General features: G+C 69.7%; 25 protein-coding genes and 1 pseudogene. 11 read left to right on the forward strand and 15 right to left on the reverse strand.

The window, feature by feature from the left end:
• Positions 1–60 precede the first annotated feature (60 nt).
• The 4 genes from rfbB to rfbD all read left to right on the forward strand — a co-directional run bounded on the left by rfbB (position 61) and on the right by rfbD (position 3,631).
• The gene (gene rfbB / locus BN3794_RS03915) at positions 61–1,116 is read left to right on the forward strand and encodes a dTDP-glucose 4,6-dehydratase (RefSeq protein WP_066093685.1); all 1,056 of its coding nucleotides are present in this window, start codon (positions 61–63) and stop codon (positions 1,114–1,116) included.
• 171 nt (positions 1,117–1,287) lie between these two features.
• Positions 1,288–2,175: a glucose-1-phosphate thymidylyltransferase RfbA gene (gene rfbA / locus BN3794_RS03920; protein ID WP_066093688.1), complete on the forward strand. Its 888-nt coding sequence runs from the start codon at positions 1,288–1,290 to the stop codon at positions 2,173–2,175.
• Positions 2,175–2,732, forward strand: coding sequence for a dTDP-4-dehydrorhamnose 3,5-epimerase (gene rfbC, locus BN3794_RS03925; RefSeq protein WP_066093690.1), 558 nt, complete (start codon positions 2,175–2,177; stop codon positions 2,730–2,732). The genes rfbA and rfbC overlap by 1 nt, the downstream gene beginning before the upstream one ends.
• Positions 2,729–3,631: a dTDP-4-dehydrorhamnose reductase gene (rfbD, locus tag BN3794_RS03930; protein WP_066093692.1), complete on the forward strand. Its 903-nt coding sequence runs from the start codon at positions 2,729–2,731 to the stop codon at positions 3,629–3,631. The genes rfbC and rfbD overlap by 4 nt, the downstream gene beginning before the upstream one ends.
• 505 nt (positions 3,632–4,136) lie before the next feature.
• Here the strand turns inward: rfbD and BN3794_RS03935 are convergent.
• Positions 4,137–5,540, reverse strand: a complete 1,404-nt coding sequence (locus tag BN3794_RS03935) for a mannose-1-phosphate guanylyltransferase/mannose-6-phosphate isomerase (RefSeq protein ID WP_066093695.1) — start codon at positions 5,538–5,540, stop codon at positions 4,137–4,139.
• Positions 5,541–5,552: 12 nt separating this feature from the next.
• Complete coding sequence (locus tag BN3794_RS03940) at positions 5,553–6,899, reverse strand: phosphohexomutase domain-containing protein (protein WP_066093698.1); 1,347 nt, start codon at positions 6,897–6,899, stop codon at positions 5,553–5,555.
• 141 nt (positions 6,900–7,040) lie between these two features.
• Between BN3794_RS03940 and BN3794_RS03945 the strand changes: the two genes are divergently transcribed.
• Both BN3794_RS03945 and BN3794_RS03950 read left to right on the forward strand, forming a co-directional pair.
• Entirely contained in the window at positions 7,041–7,772 is a 732-nt protein-coding gene (locus BN3794_RS03945; RefSeq protein ID WP_066093701.1) for a CoA transferase subunit A, read from the forward strand.
• Between the two features lies 1 nt (position 7,773).
• Complete coding sequence (locus BN3794_RS03950; RefSeq protein WP_066093704.1) at positions 7,774–8,400, forward strand: CoA transferase subunit B; 627 nt, start codon at positions 7,774–7,776, stop codon at positions 8,398–8,400.
• 3 nt (positions 8,401–8,403) lie between these two features.
• Here BN3794_RS03950 and BN3794_RS03955 read toward each other — a convergent pair whose 3' ends face one another.
• Together BN3794_RS03955 and BN3794_RS03960 are read right to left on the reverse strand one after the other, a co-directional pair.
• Positions 8,404–10,452: a glycoside hydrolase family 99-like domain-containing protein gene (locus BN3794_RS03955; RefSeq protein WP_066093706.1), complete on the reverse strand. Its 2,049-nt coding sequence runs from the start codon at positions 10,450–10,452 to the stop codon at positions 8,404–8,406.
• A 10-nt stretch (positions 10,453–10,462) separates the two neighbouring features.
• Complete coding sequence (locus tag BN3794_RS03960; protein WP_066093708.1) at positions 10,463–12,094, reverse strand: electron transfer flavoprotein-ubiquinone oxidoreductase; 1,632 nt, start codon at positions 12,092–12,094, stop codon at positions 10,463–10,465.
• Positions 12,095–12,204: 110 nt separating this feature from the next.
• On the opposite strand from BN3794_RS03960, the gene BN3794_RS03965 reads away from it, so the two are divergent.
• Complete coding sequence (locus tag BN3794_RS03965) at positions 12,205–12,780, forward strand: alpha-ketoglutarate-dependent dioxygenase AlkB family protein (RefSeq protein WP_066093711.1); 576 nt, start codon at positions 12,205–12,207, stop codon at positions 12,778–12,780.
• Between the two features lie 24 nt (positions 12,781–12,804).
• On the opposite strand, the gene BN3794_RS03970 is transcribed toward BN3794_RS03965, so the two are convergent.
• The 4 genes from BN3794_RS03970 to BN3794_RS03985 form a co-directional block, all read right to left on the reverse strand.
• Entirely contained in the window at positions 12,805–13,470 is a 666-nt protein-coding gene (locus BN3794_RS03970) for an ABC-type transport auxiliary lipoprotein family protein (protein WP_066093714.1), read from the reverse strand.
• Positions 13,467–14,393, reverse strand: a complete 927-nt coding sequence (locus BN3794_RS03975) for an MlaD family protein (protein ID WP_066093717.1) — start codon at positions 14,391–14,393, stop codon at positions 13,467–13,469. The genes BN3794_RS03970 and BN3794_RS03975 overlap by 4 nt, the downstream gene beginning before the upstream one ends.
• Before the next feature lie 9 nt (positions 14,394–14,402).
• Positions 14,403–15,224, reverse strand: a complete 822-nt coding sequence (locus tag BN3794_RS03980) for an ABC transporter ATP-binding protein (RefSeq protein WP_066093720.1) — start codon at positions 15,222–15,224, stop codon at positions 14,403–14,405.
• Between the two features lie 76 nt (positions 15,225–15,300).
• The gene (locus BN3794_RS03985) at positions 15,301–16,413 is read right to left on the reverse strand and encodes an ABC transporter permease (RefSeq protein ID WP_066096950.1); all 1,113 of its coding nucleotides are present in this window, start codon (positions 16,411–16,413) and stop codon (positions 15,301–15,303) included.
• 125 nt (positions 16,414–16,538) lie between these two features.
• On the opposite strand from BN3794_RS03985, the gene BN3794_RS03990 reads away from it, so the two are divergent.
• Positions 16,539–17,798: a threonine/serine exporter family protein gene (locus BN3794_RS03990; RefSeq protein ID WP_066093722.1), complete on the forward strand. Its 1,260-nt coding sequence runs from the start codon at positions 16,539–16,541 to the stop codon at positions 17,796–17,798.
• A gap of 81 nt (positions 17,799–17,879) precedes the next feature.
• Here the strand turns inward: BN3794_RS03990 and BN3794_RS03995 are convergent.
• The 3 genes and pseudogenes from BN3794_RS03995 to BN3794_RS04005 form a co-directional block, all read right to left on the reverse strand.
• A pseudogene (locus BN3794_RS03995) lies at positions 17,880–18,242 on the reverse strand (H-NS histone family protein); the annotation flags it as partial.
• A 378-nt stretch (positions 18,243–18,620) separates the two neighbouring features.
• A complete protein-coding gene (locus BN3794_RS04000) occupies positions 18,621–20,318 on the reverse strand; it encodes a proline--tRNA ligase (protein WP_066093728.1) in 1,698 nt (565 codons plus the stop codon).
• A 102-nt stretch (positions 20,319–20,420) separates the two neighbouring features.
• Positions 20,421–20,801, reverse strand: coding sequence for a DUF4124 domain-containing protein (locus BN3794_RS04005; protein WP_066093731.1), 381 nt, complete (start codon positions 20,799–20,801; stop codon positions 20,421–20,423).
• Positions 20,802–20,919: 118 nt separating this feature from the next.
• Here BN3794_RS04005 and pssA point away from each other — a divergent pair, with 118 nt between their 5' ends.
• Genes pssA through rimI form a run of 3 tightly spaced genes read left to right on the forward strand, consistent with a single transcriptional unit; the run spans position 20,920 to position 22,618 of the window.
• Positions 20,920–21,696: a CDP-diacylglycerol--serine O-phosphatidyltransferase gene (pssA, locus tag BN3794_RS04010; protein ID WP_066093734.1), complete on the forward strand. Its 777-nt coding sequence runs from the start codon at positions 20,920–20,922 to the stop codon at positions 21,694–21,696.
• Complete coding sequence (locus BN3794_RS04015; RefSeq protein WP_066093737.1) at positions 21,693–22,133, forward strand: hypothetical protein; 441 nt, start codon at positions 21,693–21,695, stop codon at positions 22,131–22,133. Before pssA ends, BN3794_RS04015 begins: the two co-directional genes overlap by 4 nt.
• Positions 22,130–22,618 carry a ribosomal protein S18-alanine N-acetyltransferase gene (gene rimI, locus BN3794_RS04020; protein WP_066096953.1) on the forward strand — a complete coding sequence of 163 codons (489 nt, stop codon included), beginning with the start codon at positions 22,130–22,132 and terminating at the stop codon, positions 22,616–22,618. The genes BN3794_RS04015 and rimI overlap by 4 nt, the downstream gene beginning before the upstream one ends.
• Before the next feature lie 7 nt (positions 22,619–22,625).
• On the opposite strand, the gene BN3794_RS04025 is transcribed toward rimI, so the two are convergent.
• The 4 genes from BN3794_RS04025 to BN3794_RS04040 all read right to left on the reverse strand — a co-directional run bounded on the left by BN3794_RS04025 (position 22,626) and on the right by BN3794_RS04040 (position 26,957).
• On the reverse strand, positions 22,626–23,450 hold the full coding sequence (locus BN3794_RS04025) for an EamA family transporter (protein WP_066093740.1): 825 nt from the start codon (positions 23,448–23,450) through the stop codon (positions 22,626–22,628).
• A gap of 2 nt (positions 23,451–23,452) precedes the next feature.
• Positions 23,453–23,812: a methyltransferase family protein gene (locus BN3794_RS04030; RefSeq protein ID WP_328585340.1), complete on the reverse strand. Its 360-nt coding sequence runs from the start codon at positions 23,810–23,812 to the stop codon at positions 23,453–23,455.
• Positions 23,813–23,910: 98 nt separating this feature from the next.
• Positions 23,911–26,739 (reverse strand): valine--tRNA ligase, encoded by a 2,829-nt coding sequence (locus BN3794_RS04035; RefSeq protein ID WP_066093749.1) that lies wholly within the window; start codon positions 26,737–26,739, stop codon positions 23,911–23,913.
• Positions 26,740–26,768: 29 nt separating this feature from the next.
• Positions 26,769–26,957, reverse strand: coding sequence for a YqaE/Pmp3 family membrane protein (locus BN3794_RS04040; RefSeq protein WP_066093752.1), 189 nt, complete (start codon positions 26,955–26,957; stop codon positions 26,769–26,771).
• Positions 26,958–26,968: the final 11 nt, after the last annotated feature.

Below are 26,968 nucleotides of genomic sequence, written 5' to 3' on the forward strand. Positions count from 1 at the left end.
ATAGACCCGCTCGGCACAATTATGCAGCATCGACAATATGAACGACATGGGATGACGAGAGTGACAACCTGGCTCGTGACCGGCGGAGCCGGTTTCATCGGCGGTAATTTCGTGCTGGAGGCGGTCGCCCGGGGCATCCGCGTGATAAATCTGGATGTACTGACCTATGCCGGCAACCTGGATACGCTGGCTTCGCTTGAAGGCAATCCGGACCATGTGTTCGTGCACGGCGATATCGGCGATCGCGCGCTTGTCTCGCGCCTGCTTGCCGAGCATCGGCCCGACGCCGTGGTCAACTTCGCTGCCGAGAGCCATGTGGATCGCTCCATCGATGGGCCGGGTGCGTTCATCCAGACCAACGTGGTCGGTACGCTGGGCCTGCTGGAGGCCGTACGCGATTACTGGAAGGGCCTGCAGGGCGAGGCGAAGGACGCCTTCCGCTTCCTGCACGTATCCACCGACGAGGTCTACGGCACGCTGGGCGAGACCGGCAAGTTCACCGAGACCACGCCGTATGCCCCCAACTCGCCGTATTCGGCTTCCAAGGCCGCCTCCGACCACCTGGTGCGGGCGTTCCACCATACCTACGGCCTGCCCACGCTGACCACCAACTGCTCCAACAACTACGGCCCCTATCACTTCCCCGAGAAGCTCATCCCGCTGGTGATCGCCAAGGCGCTGACTGGCGAGCCCCTGCCGGTCTACGGCGACGGCAAGCAGGTGCGCGACTGGCTGTACGTGGCCGATCACTGCGAGGCGATCCGTACCGTGCTGGCCAAGGGCGCCGTGGGCGAGACCTACAATGTCGGCGGCAATTCGGAGCGGCAGAACATCGAGGTGGTACGCGCCATCTGCGATCTGCTCGACCAGCGTCGCCCACGCGCTGATGGCAAGCCGCGTTCGAGCCAGATCACCTTCGTCGCCGACCGGCCCGGCCATGATCGCCGCTATGCCATCGATGCCTCCAAGCTCAAGAACGAACTGGGCTGGGAGCCGAAGCACACATTCGAACAGGGCATCGCCGCCACGGTGGACTGGTACCTGAACAACCAGGACTGGGTGAACCGGGTGCTGGATGGCAGCTATCGGCTCGAGCGCATCGGCACCGCGGCGTGAGGCGTACTCCTGCGGAAGTGCGAGGCTTCTTCAGCAGTCGAACGGTTGACCCTCCAGTGTCTTCCGTCAAGGCCGTCGCACAATTCTCGGGAAGCGACGTCTCTGGATCCCCGCTATCGCGGGAATGACGAGAGAGTGCGAATCTTCCCGCATGCTTCAAGGACATACCCGATGACACGACGCAAGGGCATCATCCTGGCCGGCGGTTCCGGCACCCGGCTGTATCCGATCACCCGTGGCGTCAGCAAGCAGCTGCTGCCGGTGTACGACAAGCCGATGATCTACTACCCGCTCAGCGTGCTGATGCTGGCGGGCATCCGCGAGGTGCTGGTCATCAATACGCCTCACGAACAGGCGCTGTTCCAGCACCTGCTGGGCGATGGCAGCCAGTGGGGCATGCGGATCGAGTACGCCGTCCAGCCTTCTCCGGATGGCTTGGCGCAGGCCTACCTGATCGGCCGCGGCTTCCTCGCCGGCCAGCCCAGCTGCCTGGTGCTGGGCGACAACATCTTCCATGGCGTGGGCCTGACCCAGACCCTCAAGCGTGCCGATGCGCGCACCGACGGCGCCACCGTGTTCGGCTACTGGGTCAACGACCCGGAACGCTATGGCGTGGCCGAGTTCGATGCCGGCGGCAAGGTGGTCGGCATCGAGGAAAAGCCGGTGCAGCCGCGCTCGAACTATGCGGTGACCGGCCTGTATTTCTACGATGGGCGGGCCGCGGACTACGCCGCCGGGCTGAAGCCTTCGCCGCGCGGCGAGCTGGAGATCACCGACCTCAACCGCTGTTACCTGGAGGCAGGCGAGCTGTACCTGGAAACGCTCGGTCGTGGCTATGCCTGGCTGGACACGGGCACGCACGAATCGCTGCTGGACGCGTCCAACTTCATCGGCGCCATCCAGCAGCGCCAGGGCCTGCAGGTGTGCTGCCCGGAGGAGATCGCCTTTGTCAACGGCTGGGTCGATGCCGAACAGCTGCAGCGGCTGGCGGCACCCCTGGCCAAGAACGGATATGGCCGCTACCTGATGCAGCTGGCCCAACGAGGAGTGGTGCACTGATGAAGATCGTCCAGACCGAGCTGCCCGGGTGCGTGGTGGTCGAACCGGCCGTGTTCGGTGACGAGCGCGGGTTCTTCTACGAGACCTGGAACGCGCAGCGCTATGGTGAGCTCGGGCTGCCGGATCGGTTCGTGCAGAGCAATGTCTCGTCCTCCTCCAGGGGCGTGCTGCGTGGGCTGCACTACCAGTGGCCGCGGCCGCAGGGCAAGCTGGTGACCGTGCTGGAAGGGGAAGTGTTCGACGTGGCCGTTGACATCCGCCGCGGTTCGCCGACCTTCGGCAGGTGGACCGGGGTAATTCTCAGTGCCGCGAACAAGCGCCAGTTCTGGATCCCGGAAGGATTCGCCCACGGTTTTGCCGTGCTGTCCGAGCGGGCATTGTTCAGCTACCTGTGCACCGAGGTCTACGTGAAGGAGGCCGATGCCGGCATCCGCTGGAACGATGCCAGCGTCGGCGTCGACTGGCCCATCGGCGATCCGGTGCTGTCGGCGAAGGACGCGGTCTCGCCGTTCCTGGAGGACGTGCCCGAGGACCGCCTGCCGGTCTACACGCCATGAGCGTGCTGGTCCTCGGTGGCAATGGCCAGGTCGGCCGGGAATTGCGGCGCGCGCTGGCGCCACTGGGCGAGGTGACAAGCACGACCCGCTCGGGACAGCTGCCCGAGGGCACGCGTTGCGAGGTGGCCGACTTCGCCGATCCGGCATCGCTGCCGGCCCTGCTCGACCGCCTGCAGCCGAAGACCGTGGTCAATGCCGCCGCCTGGACGGCGGTGGACAAGGCCGAATCCGAGCCCGAGGCCGCCTTCGCCGCCAATGCCGAGGCCCCTGCCGTCATCGCGCAGTGGTGTGCCGGCCACGACGTGCCGCTGGTGCACTACTCCACGGACTACGTATTCGACGGCCAGGGCACGCATCCGTATCGCGAGGACGATGCGACCGCGCCGCTGAGCGTGTACGGGGCCAGCAAGCTGGCGGGCGAGCAGGCGATCCGCGCCGCCGGTGGCCGCCACCTGATCTTCCGCACCGCGTGGGTGTATGCCAGCCATGGCAGCAACTTCCTGCGCACCATGCTGCGCCTGGGCGCCGAGCGCGAGGAGTTGAAGGTGGTGGCCGACCAGGTCGGCACGCCGACGCCGGCGGCATTGATCGCCGACGTCACCGCCCGGGCGCTGGCGCATCCGCGTGGCCTTTCCGGGACCTGGCACCTGACCGCGCTGGGGCAGACTACCTGGCATGGCTTCGCCGAGGCGATCTTCGCCGAGGCCGTGGCGCAGGGCGTACTGGCCAGGGCGCCGCCGGTGCTGCCGATCACGACCGCGCAATATCCGACGCCGGCGCGCCGGCCGGCCTGGTCCTGTCTCGATACGACCCGGTTGCGCGAGGATTTCGGCATCGCACTGCCGGACTGGCGCGATGCGCTGAGGCGGGTGATCGGCGGGATGGATCGGCGGGACTGAGTGCCGGCATCGCCGTTGCCGGCGCGGGCTGGCCGAGGCGACATCGGATCTGGCGATCCGTCGTAAACGTGCGGCTGCCTTGCCAGGGAAGGCGGGATTCGTCATTTCCCATCGGGTGCAACTGCTGCCCAGGAAACCTCCGGGCGTCGGACAGTCAATGCCCGGCGCGTGAGCTTCCCGGCGTGCCTGGACTGCCTCGGAACCCGGATAGAGGCCTGTGTGCCGAACTCCACGCCTCTGTTCCGTCATCCCGCGAACGAGGGAAAGTGCCTTTCGCAAATCGAACAGCCCCCAATCCAAGGACTTTCGTGCCGATCACGGCAACGTCCGGAGGCCCCGCTTGTGCGGGAGCGACGAATGGAGGTTTCCCCTGGACAGGGGGCGTGTTCGCAAAATGACGAGAGTGAGGTTCGGCGCGTCTCCCGATCCGCCTCCGGATCAGGTCCGGGGCGGCCTGGGCACCTTCCGAGGGTGCCCGCCCCGCAGCGGAAAAGAAAGACGAGGCTCAGGTCCGCCCGTAGGTATCCTCGAAGCGCACGATGTCGTCCTCGCCCAGATAGCTGCCGGACTGCACCTCGATCAGCTCCAGCGGCAGCTTGCCGGGATTGCGCAGGCGATGGGTCACGCCCAGCGGGATGTAGGTGCTCTGGTTCTCGGTCAGCAGCAGCACTTCGTCGCCGCGAGTGACCTCGGCGGTGCCGCTGACCACGATCCAGTGCTCGGCGCGGTGGTGGTGCATCTGCAGGCTCAGCGTGCCGCCGGGCTTGACCGTGATGCGCTTGACCTGGAAACGCTCGCCGTTGTCGATGGAATCGTAGGCGCCCCACGGTCGGTAGACCTTGCGGTGCCAGGTGGCCTGCGGCAGGCCGGCGGCCTTCACCCGGGCCACCACGTCCTTCACTTCCTGGGTGCGCTCGCCCTTGGCCACCAGCACCGCGTCGGGGGTCTCCACCACCACCACGTCGTCCAGGCCGATCATCGCGATCAGCTTGTCGCCGTAGGCATAGGTGTCGTGGCAGTCGATGGCGATTACCTGGCCGTGGTGGGCGTTGCCGGCCTCGTCCATGGGCGAGACCTCGCGCAGGGACGACCAGGAACCGACGTCGCTCCAGCCGGCATCCAGCGGCAGCACGGTAGCGTCGTGGGTCTTCTCCATCACCGCGTAGTCGATCGAATCGGACGGGCTGGCCGCGAAGGCGGCCTTGTCCAGGCGCACGAAGTCCGGGTCGCGCTTGGCCTTCTGCCAGGCCTGGCGGCAAGCCTCGAGCATGGCCGGCTGGTACTGCTCCAGTTCCTGCAGATAGCGCGAGGCCTTGAACAGGAACATGCCGCTGTTCCAGAAATACTCGCCCGATGCCACGTAGCGTTCCGCCGTGGCCGGGTCGGGCTTCTCGACGAAGCGCTCCACCGCGCGTACGCCTTCGCCGGCAGCGGCCTTGATGTAGCCGTAGCCGGTTTCCGGCTGGGTAGGCACGATGCCGAAGGTGACCAGCTTGCCCGCCTCGGCCGCGGCGGTGGCCACCACCACCGCCTGGCGGAAGGCGGCCTCGTCGCGGATCACGTGGTCCGAGGGCAATACCAGCAGCAGCGCATCACCGCCGTCGCGGGTGGCCTCCAGTGCGGCCACGGCGATGGCCGGGGCGGTGTTGCGCCCGGCCGGCTCGAGCAGGATCGCCGAGGCGTGCCCGCCTACCAGCGCCAGCTGTTCGGCGGCGACGAAGCGCTGTTCCTCGTTGGCCACCACGATCGGCCCTGTGCCGGCCAGCGGCGCGACCCGCAGCCAGGTGGCCTGCAGCATGGTCTTCTCCCCGACCAGCGGCAGGAACTGCTTGGGGTACATTTCCCGCGACAGCGGCCACAGCCGCGTGCCGGAGCCGCCGGAGAGGATGACGGGCGTGAGCTTGCTCATGATGTCCTTGTCTTATTTCTGGATGAGTTCGGAGATTTGCCGCGTCCGGGTTTCCATCAGTGCCCGGTCGCCGCGCGACTCGACGTTCAACCGCAGCAGGGGCTCGGTGTTGGAGCTGCGCAGGTTGAAGCGCCAGTCGCCGAAGTCCGCGCTCACGCCGTCGGTATGGTCGAGGGCAGGGGAAAGCGGTGCGAAGTGATCCATGACCCGCGCCACCGCGGCCTTGGCATCGGCGACCTTGAAGTTGATCTCGCCGCTGCAGGGGAAACGCGCGATGCGGTCGGCGACCATGTCGCCCAGCGAGCGGCCGCTGGTGCTGACCAGCTCGGCGATGAGCAGCCACGGGATCATCCCGGAGTCGCAGTAGGAGAAATGCTTGAAATAATGGTGCGCGCTCATCTCGCCGCCATAGACGGCATCGACTTGGCGCATCTTCTCCTTGATGAAGGCATGGCCGCTCTTGCACAGCACCGGCACGCCGCCGGCCTGCTCGACCATCTCCACGGTGTTCCACACCAGCCGCGGGTCGTGCACGATCTTGCCGCCGGGGTGCTTGGCCAGGATCGACTGCGCCAGCAGGCCCACGAGGTAATAGCCCTCGATGAAGTTGCCTTCGTGGTCGAAGAAGAAGCAGCGGTCGAAATCGCCGTCCCAGGCGATACCCAGGTCCGCGCCGTGTTCCAGCACGGCCTGCGAGGTCGCGGCCCGGTTCTCCGGCAGCAGCGGGTTGGGAATGCCGTTGGGGAAATGCCCGTCCGGCTCGGCGAACAGGCGCACGAACTCGAACGGCAGGTGCCTGGCCAGCAGGTCGACCACCGGCCCGGCCCCGCCGTTGCCCGGGTTCACGACCAGCTTGAGCGGCTTGAGCGAAGCCAGGTCCACGTACCCGAGCAGGTGCTCGATGTAGGCGGACTTGTCGTGCTGCTCGATCTCCGGAGCGGTCGGCGGCCCGATCCGCCGAGTGTCGGCCTCCACCGCATCGGAGATGGCGAACAGGCCGGTATCGGAGCTGATCGGCTTGGCCTGCTCGCGCACCAGCTTCATGCCGTTGTAGTCCATCGGGTTGTGGCTGGCCGTGACCATGGCGCCGCCGGCGGCCTTCAGGTGCGCAGTCTGGAAGTAGACCTCCTCGGTCCCGCACTGGCCGATGTCGATGACCTCCCGGCCGACGCTGCGCAGGCCGTCGGTGAGCGCGTGCTGCAGTTCCGGGCTGCTCAGGCGGATGTCGTGGCCCACGACCACGGCGCCGGGGCCGATCTGGTCGGACAGGGCCACGCCGATGCGGCGCGCCAGGTCGGCGTTGAGCTCGTCGGGCACGCGGCCGCGGATGTCGTAGGCCTTGAAGGCGGGCAAGGTCATGGCAGTCCATTGGAGAAATGTGTGCCCATTCTAGTGGTCTGCAAACCGGCTTGGCATGCGCGGGGGTGAACCAAAGTCCAAGGGCCGCATGCGCCTCCGGCGGCTAGAATCGCCCTGTCTTGTCGAACAGGGACAATCGCGATGAATCCAGCGTCTTCCACGAAACGCAGTCCGAAGCTGCAACCGGACGCCAGGCAGGCCCTGGCCGGCGTGGTCGCCGACGGCCAGGTTCTGGCGGTCGGCGGCTTCGGCCTGTGCGGCATCCCCGAGGCCCTGATCGAGGCCCTGCGCGATTCGGGCGTGAGGGACCTGACGGTGATCTCCAACAACGCCGGCGTGGACGGCTTCGGCCTGGGCCTGCTGCTGGAGACCCGGCAGATCCGCAAGATGATCTCGTCCTATGTGGGCGAGAACAAGGAATTCGAGCGCCAGTTCCTCTCCGGCGAGCTGGAGCTGGAATTCAACCCGCAGGGCACGCTGGCCGAGCGCCTGCGCGCCGGCGGTGCCGGGATCCCGGCGTTCTACACCGCCACCGGCTACGGCACGGTGGTGGCCGAGGGCAAGGAGACCCGCGAGTTCGACGGGCGCCAGTACGTGCTGGAGACCGCGCTGGTGGCCGACGTGGCGCTGGTCAAGGCGTGGAAGGCCGATGCCGCCGGGAACCTGGTGTTCCGCAAGACCGCACGCAACTTCAACCCGGCCTGCGCGATGGCCGGCAAGACCTGCATCGCCGAGGTGGAGGAACTGGTCGAGGTGGGCGACATCGATCCCGACCAGGTGCACCTGCCGGGCATCTACGTGGATCGCATCGTGGTCAACGCGCATCCGCAAAAGCGCATCGAGCAGCGTACCGTGCGTGCGCAGGAGAACTGAGATGGCCTGGACACGCGACCAGATGGCGGCCCGCGCCGCGCGCGAACTGGAAGACGGCATGTACGTCAACCTCGGCATCGGCCTGCCCACGCTGGTGGCCAACCACATCCCCGCGGGCGTGGACGTATGGCTGCAGTCGGAGAACGGCCTGCTCGGCATCGGCCCGTTCCCGGCCGAGGACGAGGTGGACGCGGACCTGATCAACGCCGGCAAGCAGACCGTCACCGCGCGGCCGGGGGCCAGCTATTTCGGCAGCCACGATTCGTTCGCGATGATCCGCGGCGGCCACATCGACCTGGCCATCCTCGGCGCGATGCAGGTGACCGACCGCGGCGACCTGGCCAACTGGATGGTGCCCGGCAAGATGGTCAAGGGCATGGGCGGCGCGATGGACCTGGTGGCCGGCGTCAAGCGCGTGGTCGTGCTGATGGAGCACGTGGCCCGCGACGGCAGCCCGAAGATCCTGCCCGAATGCACGCTGCCGCTGACCGGCGTGGGCGTGGTCGACCGCATCGTCACCGACCTGGCGGTGCTGGACGTGACCCCGGAGGGCCTGAAGCTGGTGGAGCTGGCGCCGGGCGTGGGCGAAGAGGACCTTCGTTCGCGGACGGGCGTCGAATTGGTGTAAGGCTCAGGGCGAGCGCCGGGCATAGCGATATGGCCGGCCCTCGATACCGCGCGGCGGAATGCCTTCCATGTCGCCGCTCTCGAAGCCGGCTGCGGCGGCGATCCCTCCGATGAACCGCTCGATGCCATGGGCGAGCGTGCCGTCGATCTGCCCGTGTTCCGGTTCGAATTCCTCCGGGGACAGGTGGGCGTCGAGCAAGGGGCGCAACGCCTCAAGCCGTGCCCAGAACATGCTCCCTGCCGGGAAGATGGCATCTTTGCCGGGAGGCTCGACGCCAAGCCGTACCGACAGGTAGTCCAGTACGTCTGAATTGGCGCCGACGTATTCGTGTACGGGCAGCAGATGGCCCTCCGGTGCCAATATGCCGAGATTCCTGTTCGTCGCGAAAACGCCGGTGACGGTGTCCAGGCCGTGGCCGGGGATCAAGCCGTCCAGCAGGTCGTTTGCCCATTGTTCGCCGTCGGTGCGATGCGTGGTCTTCTTGGTGTGGAGCTTCAGGACGATGTCGATTCCCTCCTCGTAAAGCCGGTCGGCCTCGTGGAGGAACGGCAGGACATCGCGGCCGCGGTTCTCGTGCAGCCTGATTTCCCACTCCAGCGCATGGCCGGCCATGATCGCGCGAACCCGATCGGCGAGATGCGGTGCCGTGGTGACCACCACGCGCAGCATGGCGCATGCCTCCAGACGCTTGGCGATGCCGGGAAGGATGTCCAGGTACCAGGCATGGACGATGGCGGCGACACGGGGCGACGAATGCACGGTTCTCGGTTGCAGTGCCTTGCGGGTCTGTTCGAGCCATGCATGTCCCAGGCGACGATCGGGTTCGAGTACGGCCCCTTCCGCCCATTCGTTCCAGGCATTGATGAAAACCATGCGCTGCCGGGGCGCGAGGTGCGCGAGTCGCCCGTGGAGCGTGGCCGAGAGCCAGTCGCCATAACCCCGCGGTGATGCATGGAGATAGATCCGGCCCTTGCCGGGGCGTCGCGGTTCGTTGTCCCAGCCGGGATTGACGCCGGGATACAACGGATAGTCGGGCAACGGCCGGCTGGCCGCCTGCAGCGCCAATGACCGCCAGTCCAGCACCTCGCCCCGGAATTCGGGATTGATCAATCGCTGGCGTGCGGCGATCGACGCGGGCGAGCTCATGTTGGGCGGGAATTCCACCGCGGCGTCGAAACCGATCTCGGCCGGGTCCGGACGCTCGAAACTCTGGACATAGGCGAGATGGATATCACCGATGCCGTTGTCGTGGCACCATTGGCGCCAGCGCGAAGCCGTTGTCGCCGGGTCCGGCATCAGCAACGGGCGATACACCAGCAATACCGGTTTGCCATCGACGCGCAGGTAGCGTTCGTCCCTCAGGTAGGGGGCGACATGGGCGATGAAGGCTTCGTCGTCCTCGGCGCCATGCTGTTGTTCGATGAGCAGGTCGTCGTCGCGTCCATCCCAGCGCCGCGCCCAGTTCTCGTTGGCCCAGCACAGGCAATAGGGAAGATCGATCGTCCGGTCGTCACGCCACCGTTCCAGTGGGCGCTCGAGCAGGGTCTTGCCCGCAAACCAGTAGAAGTAGAAACAGAAGGCCCCGATTCCATATTCGCGGGCCAGGCGCGCCTGTTCGCGCAAGGTGCCGGAGCCCTCGCCCAGGTCGTAGAAGCCCAGGTCGCCCGGCAGCCGGGGTTGGCAATGTCCTTCGAACTGGGGCAGGGCCCGGGTGACATTGCGCCATTCGGTGAATCCCTTTCCCCACCACGCGTCGTTTTCAGCGATGGCATGGAACTGGGGCAGGTAGAACGCGACCAGCGTGGCCGGCATCGGTTCCGGCAGCGGTGTACGGCGGTATGGCGTGTGGCCGACGGCTGCCGTATCGCTACGCACATAAGGGCGGCGCGGCGCGGCGCGTTCCACGGTCCGTCCCTTGGGGGGCGGGGGGACCCAGGACGCATTGCGACGCAGGAACCAGCTGCGCAGGCGATCGCGCATGCCTTCCCCCATGGGCACGCGCCGGAATGCGGCGCGCAGGACGAGGTAGAGCGCATGCGTGGGCGATGGCATCAACTCGCGCTCAGAGGTTCTGGTAATTCGGCCCCGAACCACCCTCCGGCGTCACCCAGTCGATGATCTGGTAGGGGTCCTTGATGTCGCAGGTCTTGCAGTGCACGCAGTTGGCGGCGTTGATCTGCAGGCGCTTGCCGTGTTCGGCGGCGGCATCCTCCACGATCTCGTAGACCGCCGCCGGGCAGAAGCGGGTGCAGGGATTGTCGTATTCCTCGGCGCAACGGGTCACGCAGATCGACGGATCCTGCACGTGCAGGTGCACCGGCTGGTCCTCGTCGTGCTCGGTGGCGGCGAAGTAGACGCCGGCCAGGCGGTCGCGCGGGGGCAGGGTGCGCTGCACGTAGTCGCGCCGGGGTTCCTCGTGTTCGCCGACCCTGTCCAGCGACGACCAGTCCGGCGTCACCTTCAGCGTCCACGGCGAGGCGCCCTTGGTCAGGGTCTCCCAGGCGGCGTTGGCCAGGCCGAACCACAGGCCCTTCTTGAAGCCCGGCTTGACGTTGCGGACCTGGCGCAGCTCGCTCACCACCTCCGAGTCGCGCAGGCGGGCGTCGAAGCCTTCCGGTGCCAGGCCGGTGGCGACCAGGTGCTCGGCGGCGAGCATGCCGCTGCGGATCGCCTGGTGGGTGCCCTTGACCTTGGGCACGTTGAGCAGGCCGGCGGTGTCGCCGATCAGCAGGGCGCCGGGCATCTCCACCTTCGGCAGGCACTGCCAGCCGCCGGTGACGATGGCGCGCGCGCCGGCCGAAAGGATCGAGCCGCCTTCCAGCAGCGACTTGACCAGCGGGTGGTTCTTCCACTGCTGGAAGGCCTCCCACGGCTTGTATTCCGGGTCGCGGTAGTCCAGGCCGCTGACGTAGCCCAGGGCGATGCGGTCCTTGTCCAGGTGGTACAGGAAGCTGCCGCCGTAGGTGTGGCTGTCGGCCGGCCAGCCGAAGCTGTGCACGATCTTGCCCGGCTGCACCCGGCCCTCGGGCACCTGCCACAGCTCCTTGATGCCGATGGAATAGGCCTGCGGGTCGCTGCCCGCGTCCAGGGCGAAGCGCTTGACCAGGCGCTTGGTCAGGTGGCCGCGCGCGCCTTCGGCGAGCACGGTGACCTTGGCGCGGATATCGATGCCGGGCGTGTAGCCGGGCTTGTGCGAGCCGTCCTTGGCCACGCCCATGTCGCCGATGCGCACGCCCACGACCTTGCCGTCGGCGTCGTGCAGGGTCTCGGCGGCGGCGAAGCCGGGGTAGATCTCCACGCCCAGCGCCTCGGCCTGCGGGGCCAGCCAGGCGCACATCGCGCCCAGGCTGACGATGAAGTTGCCGTGGTTGTGCATGCCCGGCGGGATCATCGGGAACTTGTGGCCGCCGTCGCGGGTGAGGTACCAGAACTCGTCCTCGGTGGCCGGCACGCAGATCGGCGGCGGCGCGTCGCGCCAGCCCGGCAGCAGTGCGTCCAGCGGGCCGGGCTCGATCACCGCGCCGGACAGGATCTGCGCACCGACGGTGCTGGCCTTCTCGATGACGCACACCGAGATGTCGGGATCGAGCTGCTTGAGGCGGATGGCGAACGCCAGTCCCGCCGGGCCGGCGCCCACGGTGACGACGTCGTACTCCATCACGTCGCGCTCGACGGTGTCCTCGGTTCCCGACATTGGCTCCACTCCCGGTTGGCTCGATGGCTGCCGGCATTTTCGGGGTTTGTGCGGGGCAGGGCAATCTTCCGTACACCGGCGTATCGAACCCGGGCGGCTATAGTCCCCGCATGCGGATCGAGCTGCCCGAGGCGGACGTGCGCTGGCACCGCGGCTGGCTGGCGCCGGCGGCGGCACTGGACCTGTACCGCGACCTGTGCGCGCGCGTGCCGTGGGAGGTGCACCGCATCCGCATGTTCGGCCGCTGGGTGGATTCGCCGCGGCTGAGCTGCTGGATCGGCGATCCGGACGCGACCTACCGCTATTCCGGTGCCCGCTTCGTGCCGCAGCCGTGGCTGCCGGCGCTGCAGGCCCTGCGCGCGCGGCTGCAGGCCTTCACCGGCGGCCGCTTCAACAGCGTGCTGCTCAACCGCTACCGCGGCGGCCAGGATGCGATGGGCTGGCACAGCGACGACGAACGCGAACTGGGGCCCGAGCCGCTGATCGCCTCGCTGAGCCTGGGCACGCCGCGCCGGTTCGCCTTCCGCCGCCGCGACGACCACGCGCTGCGCCGCGAGCTGGTGCTGGGGCCGGGCGACCTGCTGCTGATGGGCGGGCGCACCCAGGCGCTGTACCAGCACGCGCTGCCGCGCACTGTCCGCCCGGTCGGCGAGCGCGTCAACCTGACCTTCCGCTGGCTGGATTGATCGGGCTGCGCAGTGGCGCTGGGGTCAGGGGGTAGGGCCGCCCGGCGCCACCGGGGAGGTACCCGGGCGTTGCGCGTCGGCCTGGCCGGCGGCCAGGGTCCAGCCGACGATGTCCGGGGCGATGCGGCCGAGCGCCTGCTCGAAGGCGCGGACCACGGCCGCCGTGTCGGTGGACGTGGCCGGCACCGCCTGCACGAAGTTGCGGGTGGCGACGATGCGCTGGTCGGCGGCATGGATCAGCTTGGCGTTGGCCTCGATCGTGGCCGCGGGCACGGCCGCGCCGGCGTAGTCCGATTCGAAGCGGCGCAGGTCCAGCACCAGCCGATAGTCCGCGCGGATGCCCGTCGCGGTGGCGGCCACGCCGGTGATCCTGCCGGAGTCCTCCAGGCCGCGCAGCAGGGTGTCCTGCAGCATGTCGGTGGCCGGCTGCACCCAGGCCGCGCCGCGATAGACCTGGATCTCGTCCGGCGTCGGGCGTACCAGGATGCGCGCGCTGTCCACCAGGCGCGTCGCGGTGGGCTTGGCGACCACCAGTTGCCAGTCGACCCGCGGCCAGGACGGATCGGGAGCGACGTGTACCTGCGGGGCGTACAACGTGGTGGGTGCGCTCCGGCCGCCGGCCAGCATCGAGCAGGCGGCCAACGGGAACAGCAGCAGGGCGAGCGACCAGCGGGCGAGGGGCAGCTTCATTTCGGCTCGAACTCCTTGGGGGCGTCGCGACCGAGCAGGTAGCGGGCCGGGTTGTTGTCCAGGCGGTCGCTGATCTGGCGCAGGTCGCGGATCAGGCCGCGCAGCTCGGTCAGCGTCGGGCCGAGCTGGCCCAGCCCGTCGTTGGCGAAGCTGTTGATGGCCGCGCGGTTCTCGCCGAGGATCGCATCGGCGTTGCCGGCCGCCGAGTCGAGCTTGGCCAGGGAGGCGTCGAGCTTGTCCAGGATCGGCGGCAGGCGTTGCACCAGGTTGCGGTCCAGCGCCTGCATCGTGCCATTGGTGGTGGTCAGCGTGGCATCGAGGTTGCGCGCGGCATCGCGCGCGCTGACCAGCAGCGCCTGCACGCCCTCCTCGCGATTGGCGATGCTGCCGCTGATCGTCTGCAGGTTCCTGAGCGTGTCGTTGATCGCGGCGATGTTCTGGTCGCTGAGCACCTCGTCCATGCGCGCGGCCACGCGGTTGGCCATGTCGGCGATGTTCTGCAGCGCCGAGGGCGAGGTCTGGATGGTCGGCTCGGTGCTCTTGTCCACGTCGACGAGGTTGGGCGAGCCGGGGGTGCCGCCGGAGAGCTGGATGATGGTCGGCCCGGTCAGGCTGGTGATGCCCAGCTTGGCGCGGGTATCCACCTTGATCGGCGTGCTCGCGTCCACGCGGATCAGCGCGATCACCTGGCGCGGGTCGTTGGGCGCCAGGCGCAGGCGGGTGATCGAGCCCACCGAGATGCCGTTGTACTGCACCGGGCTGCCTTCGGACAGGCCGGTCACCGCCTCGCGGAACACCACCCGGTAGTTCTGCCAGCTGCGGTCGGAGGAGTACTTGGCCGCCCACAGCGCGAACAGCAGCAGGGCGATGGCCACCACGATGGTGAAGGTGCCGATGAGCACGTAGTTGGCTTTGGTTTCCATGTCCGTCCGTCAGGCGATCTCGGGATGGTCGTGCTGTGCCTGGCGCGCGGCGCGGGCACGGGGACCGTGGAAGTAGGCCTGGATCCACGGGTGGTCGATGTTCTCGATCTCGGCCAGCGGGCCGATCGCGATCACCTTGCGGTCGGCGAGCACGGCCACGCGGTCGCAGATGGCGTAGAGCGTGTCCAGGTCGTGGGTGATCAGGAACACGGTCAGGCCCAGGGCCTGCTGCAGGGTGCGGGTGAGCTGGTCGAAGGCGGTGGCGCCGATCGGGTCCAGGCCGGCGGTGGGTTCGTCCAGGAACAGCAGCGGCGGGTCCAGCGCCAGCGCCCGCGCCAGGCCGGCGCGCTTGCGCATGCCGCCGGACAGCTCCGAGGGCAGCTTGGCGATCGCGCCGGCCGGCAGCCCGGCCAGCTTCACCTTGAGCAGCGCCAGCTCGTAGCGCCAGGTGTCGGGCAGTTCGGGGTGGTGCTCCTTCAGCGGCACTTCCACGTTCTCGCCGACGGTGAGCGAGGAGAACAGGGCGCCATCCTGGAACAGCACGCCGGTGTTGCGCTCGATGTGCGCCCGCGCGCCTTCGTCGCCGGTGCCGGTGTCCACGCCCAGCACCTCGATGTGGCCGGCGTCGGGGCGGTGCAGGCCGAGGATGGAGCGCATCAGCACCGACTTGCCGGTACCCGAGCCGCCGACCACGCCGAGGATCTCGCCGCGGCGCACGTCCAGGTCCAGGTCCTCGTGCACGACCTGCTCGCCGAAGCGGTTGACCAGCCCGCGCACGCGGATGGCCGGCTCGTCGTCGGTGTGCTCGCCGAGGGGGCGGGGGGTATTCACGGTGCGTGCTCCCCGGCCGGCGACGGGGGGCCGGCCCTGCTGATCCTGCGCCGTTGCATCGTTCGCGTTCCCATGGTCACCAGTCCATGTGCATGAACCAGATCGCGGCCATCGCGTCGATGACGATGACCAGCGAGATCGACTGCACCACGCTGGAGGTGGTGCGCTCGCCCACCGACTGTGCCGTGCCCGTGACCCGGAAGCCTTCCAGGCAGCCGATCAGGCCGATGACCAGGGCGAACACCGGCGCCTTGGACAGCCCCACCAGCATGTGCCGCAGCTCGATCGTGTCGTGCATCCGCGCCAGGTACATCTGCGCGGGGATGTCCAGGTCCAGCACGCCCACGGTCAGGCCGCCGGCCAGCCCGGCCAGCATCGCCAGGAACGTCAGCAGCGGCAGGGTCAGCATCAGCGCCACCAGCCGCGGCAGCACCAGCAGTTCCATCGGGTCCAGGCCGAGGGTGCGGATGGCGTCGATCTCCTCGTTGGCCTGCATCGAGCCGATCTGCGCGGTGAAGGCGCTGGCGGTGCGGCCGGCCAGCACGATCGCGGTCAGCAGCACCGCCAGTTCGCGCAGCGTGGCGATGCTGACCAGCTCGACCACGTAGATCTCCATGCCGAAATCGCGCAGCACCGTCGAACCGAGGAACGCGATCACCGCGCCGATCAGGTAGGACAGCAGCACCACCAGCGGCACCGCGTCCAGGCCGACCTGCTCCATGTGCGCGACGGTGGAGGTAAGCCGGAAGCGGCGCGGATGCAGGGCCAGCCGGCCCAGCTTGACCAGGCTCTCGCCGAGGAAGCCGGCCAGCGAGACCAGGTCCTGGGCGAGCGTGCACACGGCCAGGCCCAGGCGCGCGACCGCGGCGCGGATGCCGTAGTCGCGGGCCGCCGGCGGGCGTGCGTCGGCGACTTCCTCGATGCTGGCGACCAGCGCGGCGTGGTCGTCGCGGAACTGCAGGGCGTCCCCGTCCATGTGGGCGCGGTGGGCATGGCGCAGCAGCGCCAGCACGCCGGCCGAATCGAGCCGCTCCACCTGGCGTGCATCCAGGCGCCTGACGCCGGCAGGCAGCGCCGAAAGGCGGTGCACGGCCTGCAGCGCGGTATCCAGGGTCCAGCAGCCGGCCAGGACGGCGCGACTGGGGTCGTGCGGGTCCAGTTCGATGGTGGGCGCGGAGGTCGGGGTCATCGCACGGCGGAGCATACCCGTTCCGTTTGCGGGCCAGGTGCATGCGGCGTCGTGGCGGCCCGCCGCGGACGCTTTACACTTGCCCGGCCGCGCGGTGCGCGCTTCCCCTGCCTCCCGCTTCGCCGATGCCAGCCACCGCGTCCGTCCGCCCGTCCTCCCGCGCCACCTACGCCCAGCGCGTGGCCTTCGTCTGCGAGATCGCCGGGCGCCTGCACAGCTACGGCACCACCGCCCAGCGCCTGGAAGCGGCGGTGGTCGCGCTGTCGCAGCAGCTGGACCTGGACTGCGAGCCCTGGTCCAACCCGACCGGTCTGATCCTGAGCTTCAGCGACCCGACCAAGGCGATCGGCTCCTCCGACATCACCCGGGTGATCCGCCTGGCCCCGGGCGACAACGACCTCTACAAGCTCAGCATGGCCGACCGCATCGCCGACGATGTGGCCAACGGGCGGATGAGCATCGCCCAGGGCCAGACCGCGCTGCGCCGGCTGGACCGGCGCCCGAGCCGCGGCGAGAACGCGATGCAGGTGCTGGCCTACGGCCTGGCCGCGGCCGGGGTCGCCGGCCTGTGGCGGCTGCCGTGGCTGGACCTGGGCACCGCCGGCGGCATCGGCCTGCTGATCGGCCTGCTGGTGCAGTACACCGACCGGCGCCCGGCCACGCGCGAGGCCTGCGAGGCGCTGGCGGCCCTGCTGGCCGGCTTCGTGGCCGCGGTGGTGGCCACCTGGGTGGGGCCGCTGAACCTCAACACGGTGATCATTGCCTCGCTGGTGGTACTGCTGCCGGGCATGTCGCTGACCAACGCGGTCAACGAGCTGGCCAGCCAGCACTGGGTCTCGGGCACCGCGCGCTTCGCCGGGGCGCTGACGGTGGTGCTCAAGCTCACCGTGGGCGCGGTGATCGCGGTGACCCTGGCGCGGATCCTGGGCCTGGTCCCGCACGTGCGCGCCAGCCACGTGCAGGAGCCCTGGCTGGAATGGGCCGCGCTGTGCGTGTCGGCCTACGCCTTCGCCGTGCTGTTCAAGGCCAGCCGGCGCGACTATCCGTGGGTGATGGCGGCGGCGATGCTCAGCTACGTCATCGCCCGCTATGCCGGCGAGGCCTGGGGCAGCCCGTCCGGCGTGTTCCTGTCGGCGATGACCTCCACCGCGGCCGGCAACCTGTTCGGGCGCGTGATCCAGCGCCCGGGGGCGCTGATCCGCCTGCCGGGCATCATCATGCTGGTGCCCGGCAGCACCAGCCTGCGCGGCCTGCTCAACCTGGTGCAGCAGCAGGACGTGCACATCGGCCAGTCGGCGGTGCTGGCGGTGACCAACGTGGTGATGGCGCTGGTCGCCGGGCTGCTGTTCGGGAACCTGCTGGTCCCGGCACGCAAGAACCTGTGATCCGCCGGCACCGCCTGGCCCGGAAACGACGACGCCGGCACGGGGCCGGCGTCGCGGGACATGGCCTGGCGCGGCCGATCACTTCTTGATCAGGAAATCCGTGACCTTCTTGCCGGCCGTCAGTTTCTCGGCCAGCCAGCGCGGATGCTTGCCGCGGCCGGTCCAGGTTTCCTTGGGATTGGCGGGGTTGCGGTACTTCGGGGCGACCTTGCCGAGCTTGCGCGCGGGCTTGGCGGCCTTGGTCGCGGCACGGCGGCCGCGGGCGGGTACTTCGGCGCCGAACAGCTCCTCGATGGAATATCCCTCGGCCTTGGCCATCTTGGTGATCTTGGCGCGGATCTTGGCGATGGGAACGCGCTTGGCGATGGTGGCCTGGCGCTTCTGCGCAGTCTTGATCAGGCTGCTCAATTCACGGGGCGAAAGGCTGGTCAGGTCGATGCTCATCGAAACTCCGCTGGAATGATAAAGGGGTGGAAATGCCATTCCCTGGCGTGTGCGGATAATAAGCGCGGCTATTGTCCAAAACAAATGAAAATCGTGGCCGGCAAATCCCGGCAGGATTTCCCGGTGGTCCGCGGCGGCCGGATTCGATATCGCCGATGTCGGAAAACGGTGCGAATGGCCGGTATGTTCCGCTTGGATCGCGGCCTTTGCCTTCGAGGTAATCGCGGCGGTCGCCAGGTATTCAAAAGTGGGCGCAACGACCGGTCGCGGGGATGTCGCCTATCGCGCGCGGTTCCCGGCCGATGATCGACAGGACGATGCCGCAAAAGCGAGAAGCCGCCCGGAGGCGGCTTCTCGTCGGCACCGGCCCGGGCCGGATCAGGCGTCCAGGCGTTCGAGCAGGGTGCCGTGGTCGAGGTTTTCCGATTCCCCCGCGCCGCGCGCGCGGTATTCGTAGGTGCCCGCGGCCAGGCCGCGCTCGGAGACCACCACCCGGTGCGGGATGCCGATCAGCTCCATGTCCGCGAACATCGGGCCGGGACGCAGGCCGCGATCGTCGAGCACCGCGTCCAGCCCGGCGGCCTGCAGCTCGCCGAGCAGGGTCTCGGCGGCCTCGGCCACCGCCTTGTCGTGCTTGGGATTGATCACGCACACCGCCACGGTCCACGGCGCCATCGCCTCGGGCCAGACGATGCCGCGCTCGTCGTGGTTCTGCTCGATCGCCGCGGCGACGATGCGCGAGATGCCGATGCCGTAGCAGCCCATCGCCGGGACCACGGCCTTGCCGTTCTCGTCGAGCACCGTGGCCTTCATCGCCTCGGTGTACTTGCGGCCGAGCTGGAACACGTGGCCGACCTCGATGCCGCGCGCCAGGCGGATGCAGCCGCCGTCGCGGGCCACGTCGCCCGCCACCACGTTGCGGATGTCGGCCACCACCTCCGGCTCGGGCAGGTCGCGGCCCCAGTTGACCCCGGCGATGTGGAAGCCGGGCACGTTGGCGCCGACGACGAAATCGGCCAGTGCCGCAACCTCGCGGTCGGCGACCACGCGGACCGGCTTCTTCGCCCCGATCGGGCCGAGGAACCCGGGTTCGCTGCCCAGGTGCTCGGCGATCTCGGCCTCGCCGGCCATGCGGAACTCGCCCATGCCCGGCACCTTGGCGAGCTTGACCTCGTTGGCCTCGTGGTCGCCGCGCACCAGGGCCAGCACGAAGCGGCCCTCGCCATCGACCAGCGCCAGGGTCTTGACCGTGCGCGCCAGCGGGATGCCCAGCAGCGCGGCGACCTCCTCGCAGGTCTTCTGCACCGGGGTCTCGACCCGGCGCAGGGCCTCGCCGGCGGCCGGGCGCGGGCCCGGCTCGGCGGCCACGGCGGCTTCGACGTTGGCGGCGTAGTCGGAGGCATCGGAGAAGGCCAGCGCGTCCTCGCCGGAGGCGGCCAGTACCTGGAACTCCATCGAGGCGTCGCCGCCGATCGCCCCGGAATCGGCCTGCACCGCGCGGAACTCCAGCCCCAGCCGGGTGAAGATGCGCACGTAGGCGGCCTTCATGTTCTCGTACTCGCGGGCCAGGTCGGCGTCGCCCAGGTGGAACGAGTAGGCGTCCTTCATCAGGAACTCGCGCGCGCGCATCACCCCGAAGCGCGGCCGGATCTCGTCGCGGAACTTGGTCTGGATCTGGTAGAAGTTGACCGGCAGCTGCTTGTAGCTGGACAGCTCCTGGCGCGCGAAATCGGTGATCGCCTCCTCGGCGGTGGGGCTGTAGCAGAACGCCTGGTCCTTGCGGTCCTTGATCTTGAGCAACTGTTCGCCGAACTTCTCCCAGCGCCCGCTCTCGTCCCACAGCTCGCGCGGCTGGATGGTCGGCAGCAGCAGCTCGACCGCGCCGGCGCGGTTCATCTCCTCGCGCACGATGCGCTCGACCTTGCGCAGCACGCGCAGGCCCAGCGGCGACCAGGTGTACAGGCCCGAGGCCAGCTTGCGGATCATGCCGGCGCGCAGCATCAGCTGGTGGCTGACCAGCTCGGCGTCGGCCGGGGTTTCCTTGGTGGTGCGCAGGTGGAACTGGGACAGACGCATGACGGGATCGGCGGTCTAGAGGAAACCGCTATTCTGCCGCACCGCGCCCCGTCCCGGGATCCCGGCGCTTCGCGCGCCGGCGGCAGCGGCCCCGCGGCGTGCCTACGACGCCTTGCAGTAGGCCTTGACCGCGGCCTCGGCCAGGTTCTTCTGCGCGCTGCGCTCGCTATCGTCCAGCGGCTTGCCGGTGGGCTGGCCGTCCTCGCCGCGCTGCACGACCTTGCCGTCGCCGGCGAGCACCTCCAGGTTCTTGCGCGCGGTCTGGCACTGCGGCGATTCGGCCGCGGCGTCGGGCTGGCCGGCCTGCGGCACCGAGGCGCCGCCGTTCCCGCCGACCTGGCGGGTCTGGTAGGCCTGGCCGGCGGGCGGGTTCTCCGAATAGTGGGTCACGCCCTGGGCGTCCTTCCACTGGTAGATCTTGACCGCCCCCGCGGGACCGGCGACGGCGAGCAGGAGCAGGCAGAGCGGCAGAACTGGGCGCATGGACGTCGGGCCGGGGCGGAAGACCGCGGGATTGCACCACCCCCCGGCCGGGCTGGCAACCCCGGCACGGCGGAAACCGGACGCTGGTCCGGCCGGGGCGGCGAGGTAAACTGCGCCGATGGATCCTCTGCCCAACCGCGCGCGTCCGCGTGCCATCTACCTGCTGCCGAACCTGTTCACCACCGGTGGCCTGTTCGCCGGCTTCTACGCCATCATCGCCGCGGCCAACGACCAGTTCGTGCACGCCGCCATCGCCGTGTTCGTGGCGGCGGTGATGGACGGCCTGGACGGCCGGGTGGCGCGGCTGACCGGCACCAGCAGCGAGTTCGGCGTGCAGTACGACTCGCTCGCCGACCTGGTCAGCTTCGGCATGGCCCCGGCGCTGGTGATGTACCACTGGTCGCTGGAGTCGCTGCGCCTGGACGGGCCCACGCTGGGCCGGGTCGGCTGGGCCGCGGCGTTCCTGTACGCGGCCTGCGCCGCATTGCGCCTGGCCCGCTTCAACACCCAGGTCGGCGTGGTCGACAAGCGCTGGTTCGTCGGCCTGGCCAGCCCGGCGGCGGCCGGGCTGATGATGGCCTTCGTCTGGGCCTTCGCCGACGGCAAGCTCGGCTGGAGCGGCGACGAGCTGCGCTACGTGGCGCTGGCGGTGACCATCGTCTCGGGCCTGCTGATGGTCAGCCGCATCCGCTTCTGGAGCTTCAAGGGCGGCCCGCGCCACGGCCCGCGCGCCGAGCGCGTGCCGTTCGTGGGGCTGGCGCTGGTGCCGATCGTGCTGGCGATCCTGGTCATCGACCTGCCGCGCACGCTGCTGGCGGTGGGCGTGGTCTACGCGTTGTCCGGTCCCGGCCTGTGGCTGTACCGGCGCTGGCGCAAGGTGCCCGAGGGCGCATGAGCGCGGCCGGCGCCGGCATGCCCTGGTCGCCGCAGCAGCTGGCGTGGCTGCAGGCGATGGGGCACGTGGTGTACCTGAGCCCCGAGGCGGTGCCGCTGGCGCCGCCGGTCGCCGACGCCGTCGATACGGCGGCTCCCTCCCGGCCGGCGACGCGCACAGCCGCGTCCCCGGCCGCGCCGGTGCGGCGCGCACCGCCGGCCCCGGCCAGCACGCCGCTGCGGCATGCGCCGGACGCGGGGCGCGGCGGCGCGGCGATGCGCCTGCCCGATCGCCTGCACATCGCCCTGCTGCGCGCCAGCGGCCGCGGCCCCGCCGATCCGCAGGTGCAGGCGCTGCTGCAGGCCTGTTCGCTGGCCGACCTGCGCGCCGATCCCGCCGCCAAGCGCGCACTGTGGCCGCGGCTGCGTGCGCTGCGCCGGGCGAGGCCGGCCGGATGAGCGTCGCGGCCGCCGCCGGCGAGCCGGCCGTGGTCCTGCGGCCGATGCGCGAGGCCGACCTGGACGCGGTGATGGCGGTGGAACGGCGCGCCTATCCCTTCCCGTGGACGCGCGGGATCTTCCGCGACTGCCTGCAGGCCGGCTACCCGGGCCGGGTGATGGAGCGCGACGGCGTGCTGGTCGGCTACGGCATGCTCAGCGTCGCCGCCGGCGAGGCGCACGTGCTCAACGTCTGCGTCGATCCCGCCTGCCAGTCGCGCGGGCTCGGCCGGCGATTGCTGCGCGCCCTGGTGGCACTGGCCCGGCAACGCGGGGCCGCGCAGGTGTACCTGGAGGTGCGCCCGTCCAACGCCCATGCGCTGGCGCTGTACCACGCCGAAGGCTTCAACGAGATCGGTCGCCGGCCGCGCTACTACCCGGCCGAGCACGGCCGCGAGGACGCGATCGTCATGGCCATGGAACTGGGGCTGGACGCCCTGGACTGAGCGCCGCTCAGGCCAGCCGCAGCACCACCGCGCCGGCCGCGATCAGCGTGCCCGCCACCAGGCGGGCGCGCGTGGGCCGTTCGTGCAGGAATGCGGTGGCGATCAGCATGCCGAACAGGATCGAGGTCTCGCGCAGCGCGGCGACCATCGCCACCGGCGCACGGGTCATGGCCCACAGGGCGATGGCATAGGCCGTGACCGTCCCGAGGCCGCCGAGCAGCCCCTGGCGCCAGTCGTCGCGGGCGAAGCCGGCCAGCGCGGCGCGGTGCCGGACCAGCGCCCACAGCGGCAGCGGCAGTCCCGACAGCAGGAACAGCCACAACGCGTAACCGACCGGGCTGCCCGAGCGGCGCGCGCCGGCCGCGTCCACCAGCGTGTACAGGGCGATCACCGCCGCGTTGAGCAACGGCAACACCAGCCGCCGGCTGCGGTGCCCGTGCACCATGCCGAGGATGCCGCCGCACAGCAGGGCGATGCCCGCCCACGCGAAGGGCGCGAGCCGTTCGCCGAAGGCGGCGCCGGCCGCCAGGGCGACCAGCAGCGGCGCGCTGCCGCGCATCAGCGGATAGGCCACGCCCATGTCCGTGCTGCGGTAGGCCAGCGCGACCAGCACGTAGTAGAGGACCTGCAGCACCACCGAGACCCCGAGCCAGGGCCAGCTCGATGCCGCGGGCGCGGCCACGAACGGCAGCGCCGCCGCGGCGATCAGCGCCGCGCCGCCGGTGACCAGGGTGGTGGCCAGCAGCTTGTCCGGGCCGCTCTTGACCACCGCGTTCCAGCCGGCATGCAGCGCGGCGGCCAGCAGTACCAGGGCGAAGACGGTCGCCGACATGGCTACAGCCAGCGCCGCACGCGCCGGCAGTAGTCCAGGTAGGCGGCGCCGAAGCGTGCGCGCAACGCGCGTTCCTCGGCGAGGATCTGGAAGCGGGTCACGTACGTCATGTACACCGGCACGACGATCAGGGCGAGGGCATTGCGCAACAGCATCGCCAGGCCGAGCAGGATCAGCGCGTGGCCCAGGTACATCGGATTGCGCGAGTAGCGGTGCAGCCCGTTCTCCACCCGCCGCGTCGCGGCCTGCGGGCGCAGCGGGTTGACCGGGGTACCGGCGCGGCGGAAGTGCAGCTTGGGCAGCACGTTGAGCGCGATGCCGGCGGCGACCAGCGCCGCGCCGAATGCGGCCGGTATCGGCATGTCCGCGAGGCGGGGGGGTGCGATGCGTGCCGCCGCCCAGGCGATGGCCGCGCACAGCGCCATCGCCACCGGCGGCGGGATCCGGGCGCCGCGCCGGCTCAGAGGCGGGCCCGCTGCTCGCGCAGGCCGGCCAGCTGCGTGCTCCAGTCGGCCAGGCGCTGGCGCTCCTGCTCGACCACCGCCGCCGGCACCTTGTCGGTGAACTTGCCCAGCTTGGCCTCGCTCTTGTCCTTCTCGGCCGACACGCGGGCGATCTCCTTGTCCAGGCGCGCGCGCTCGGCGTCGAGGTCCACCAGGCCCTCCAGCGGCACCAGCAGCCGGAGTTCGCCGACCACCGCCGCGGCCGCGGCCGGCGCCTGCGCGCCCTCGGCCAGCCATTGCACCGAGTCGAGCCGCAGCAGGAAGCGCAGCGGCGCATCGAAGCGCGCGACGCGGGCGCGGTCGGCCGCGGTGCCGGCCTGCAGCAGCAGGGCGACCTGCCGCGCCGGCGACACCTGCAGCTCGCTGCGCACGCGGCGCAGCGCCGACACCATTGCCTTGAGCCATTCCACGTCGGCCTCGGCGGCGGCGTAGTCCTGCCCGGCGAAGTCGGCCGGCTGCGGATACGGGCGCAGCGAGACGGTGCGCCCGGCGATGCCCAGGCGCGGGGCGACGCTGCGCCACAGTTCCTCGGTGATGAACGGGGTCAGCGGGTGCAGCAGGCGTAGCAGCGCCTCGAGCACGTACAGCAGGGTGTGGCGGGTGGAATCGGCCGCCGCGGTGTCCTCGCCCTGCAGCGCGGGCTTGGCCAGCTCGACGAACCAGTCGCAGAACTCGTTCCAGGCGAACTCGTACAGGCATTGCGCCAGCAGGTCGAAGCGGTAGGCGGCGAACTGCTCCTGCGCCTGCGCGACCACGGCGGCCAGCCGCGACAGGATCCACTTCTCCGCATCGGTGCGCGGCTGCGGCGCGCCGGCGAACGTGGCCCCGCCGGTGTTCATCAGCACGAAGCGGCTGGCGTTCCACAGCTTGTTGCAGAAGTTCTTGTAGCCCTCGGCGCGGCCGAGGTCGAACTTGATGTCGCGGCCGTGGCCGGCCAGCGCGGCGATGGTGAAGCGCAGCGCGTCGGCGCCGTGGGCGATGATGCCGTCCGGGAATTCCTTGCGCGTGGCCTTGGCGATCTTCTCGGCCAGCTTCGGCTGCATCAGGCCGTGGGTGCGCTTGTCCAGCAGCGCGTCCAGCGAGATGCCGTCGATGATGTCCAGCGGATCGAGCACGTTGCCCTTGGACTTGGACATCTTCTGGCCCTGCGCGTCGCGGATCAGGCCGGTGATGTAGACGTCCTTGAACGGGATGCGCCCGGTGAAGCTGTCGGTGGCCATGATCATGCGCGCCACCCAGAAGAAGATGATGTCGAAGCCGGTGACCAGCACGTCCGAGGGCAGGTAGCGGTCGAAGCCGCGCGCGGCCATCGCGTCGGCATCGGGCCAGCCGAGCGTGGAGAACGGCCAAAGCTGCGAGGAGAACCAGGTCTCCAGCACGTCGCTGTCCTGGCGCAGGACGACTTCGCTGCCCAGGCCGTGGCGCCGGCGCACCTCGTCCTCGCTGCGGCCGACGTAGACGTTGCCCGCCTCGTCGTACCAGGCCGGGATGCGGTGGCCCCACCACAGCTGGCGGCTGATGCACCAGTCCTGGATGTTCTCCATCCAGTGGCGGTAGGTGTTGATCCAGTTCGGCGGCACGAACTTCACCTGGCCGGATTCGACCAGCTCCAGCCCGCGCCTGGCCAGCCCGTCCATCTTCACGAACCACTGGTCGGTCAGGTAGGGCTCGATCACCTGGCCGGTGCGGTCGCCGCGCGGCACCTGCAGCTTGTGCGGCTTGGCCTCGACCAGCAGGCCGGCCGCCTCCAGCTCCTCCAGCACCACCTTGCGCGCGGCATAGCGGTCCAGCCCGCGCAGGCGCTCGGGAGCGTTGTCGTTGAGCGCGGCCTCCGGCGTGAACAGGTTGATCATCGGCAGCGCATGGCGCACGCCGACGGCGTAGTCGTTGAAATCGTGCGCCGGGGTCACCTTGACCACGCCGGTACCGAAGGCGCGGTCGACGTAGTCGTCGGCGATGATCGGCACGCGGCGGCCGGTCAGCGGCAGGGTCACGGCCTGGCCGACCAGGCCGGCGTAGCGCGCATCGTCCGGGTGCACCATCACCGCGGTGTCGCCGAGCAGGGTCTCCGGGCGGGTGGTGGCGACGATCAGGTAGTCGCGGCGCTCGCGTAGGACCTCGTTGCCGTCGGCGTCCACCTCGACGTGCTCGTAGCTGGCGCCGTCGGCCAGCGGGTAGCGGATCGACCACAGGAAGCCGTCTTCCTCGACGTTCTCCACCTCCAGGTCGGAGATCGCCGTCTTCAGTACCGGGTCCCAGTTGACCAGGCGCTGGCCGCGGTAGATCAGGCCCTGCTCGTGCCAGCGCACGAAGGCCTCGACCACCGCCTTCGAGGGGCCTTCGTCCATGGTGAAGGTGCTGCGCGACCAGTCGGCCGAGGTACCCAGGCGGCGCATCTGCCGTTCGATGGTGTCACCGGACTGCGCCTTCCACTCCCAGACCTTGGCGATGAAGCCCTCGCGGCCGAGCGAGTCGCGGGTCTCGCCCTTGCCCTCGGCGGCCAGGTTGCGGCTGACCACCATCTCGGTGGCGATGCCGGCGTGGTCGCTGCCGACCTGCCACAGCGTGTCGTAGCCGCGCATGCGGTGGTAGCGCACCAGCGCGTCCATCAGCGTCTGCTGGAAGGCGTGGCCCATGTGCAGCGTGCCGGTCACGTTCGGCGGCGGCAGCAGGATGGTGTAGGGCGTGCCGGCGCCGGAGGGCTTGAAGTCGCCGGCGGCCTCCCATTCGGCGTACAGGCGCGATTCGAAGGACTTGGGGTCGTAGCTGGAAGCGAGTTCGGTCATGGCAAGGGTGCGGCGGGCCGCGAGGGAAGTCAGGAATTCAGGGCGCGGCGGATCTTCTGGTCCGTCTGGTACTGGCCCAGGGCGTAGACCGCCCAGATCGCGGCCGGGATCCACCCCAGCACGGTGATCTGCAGGACCAGGCACAGCAACCCGGCGAACGGGCGGCCGATGGTGAAGAAGAGCAGCCAGGGCAGGAGGAAGGCGATGAGCAGGCGCATGGGCGGCGGAC

Source organism: Xanthomonas massiliensis (assembly GCF_900018785.1).
Lineage (GTDB): Bacteria > Pseudomonadota > Gammaproteobacteria > Xanthomonadales > Xanthomonadaceae > Xanthomonas_B > Xanthomonas_B massiliensis.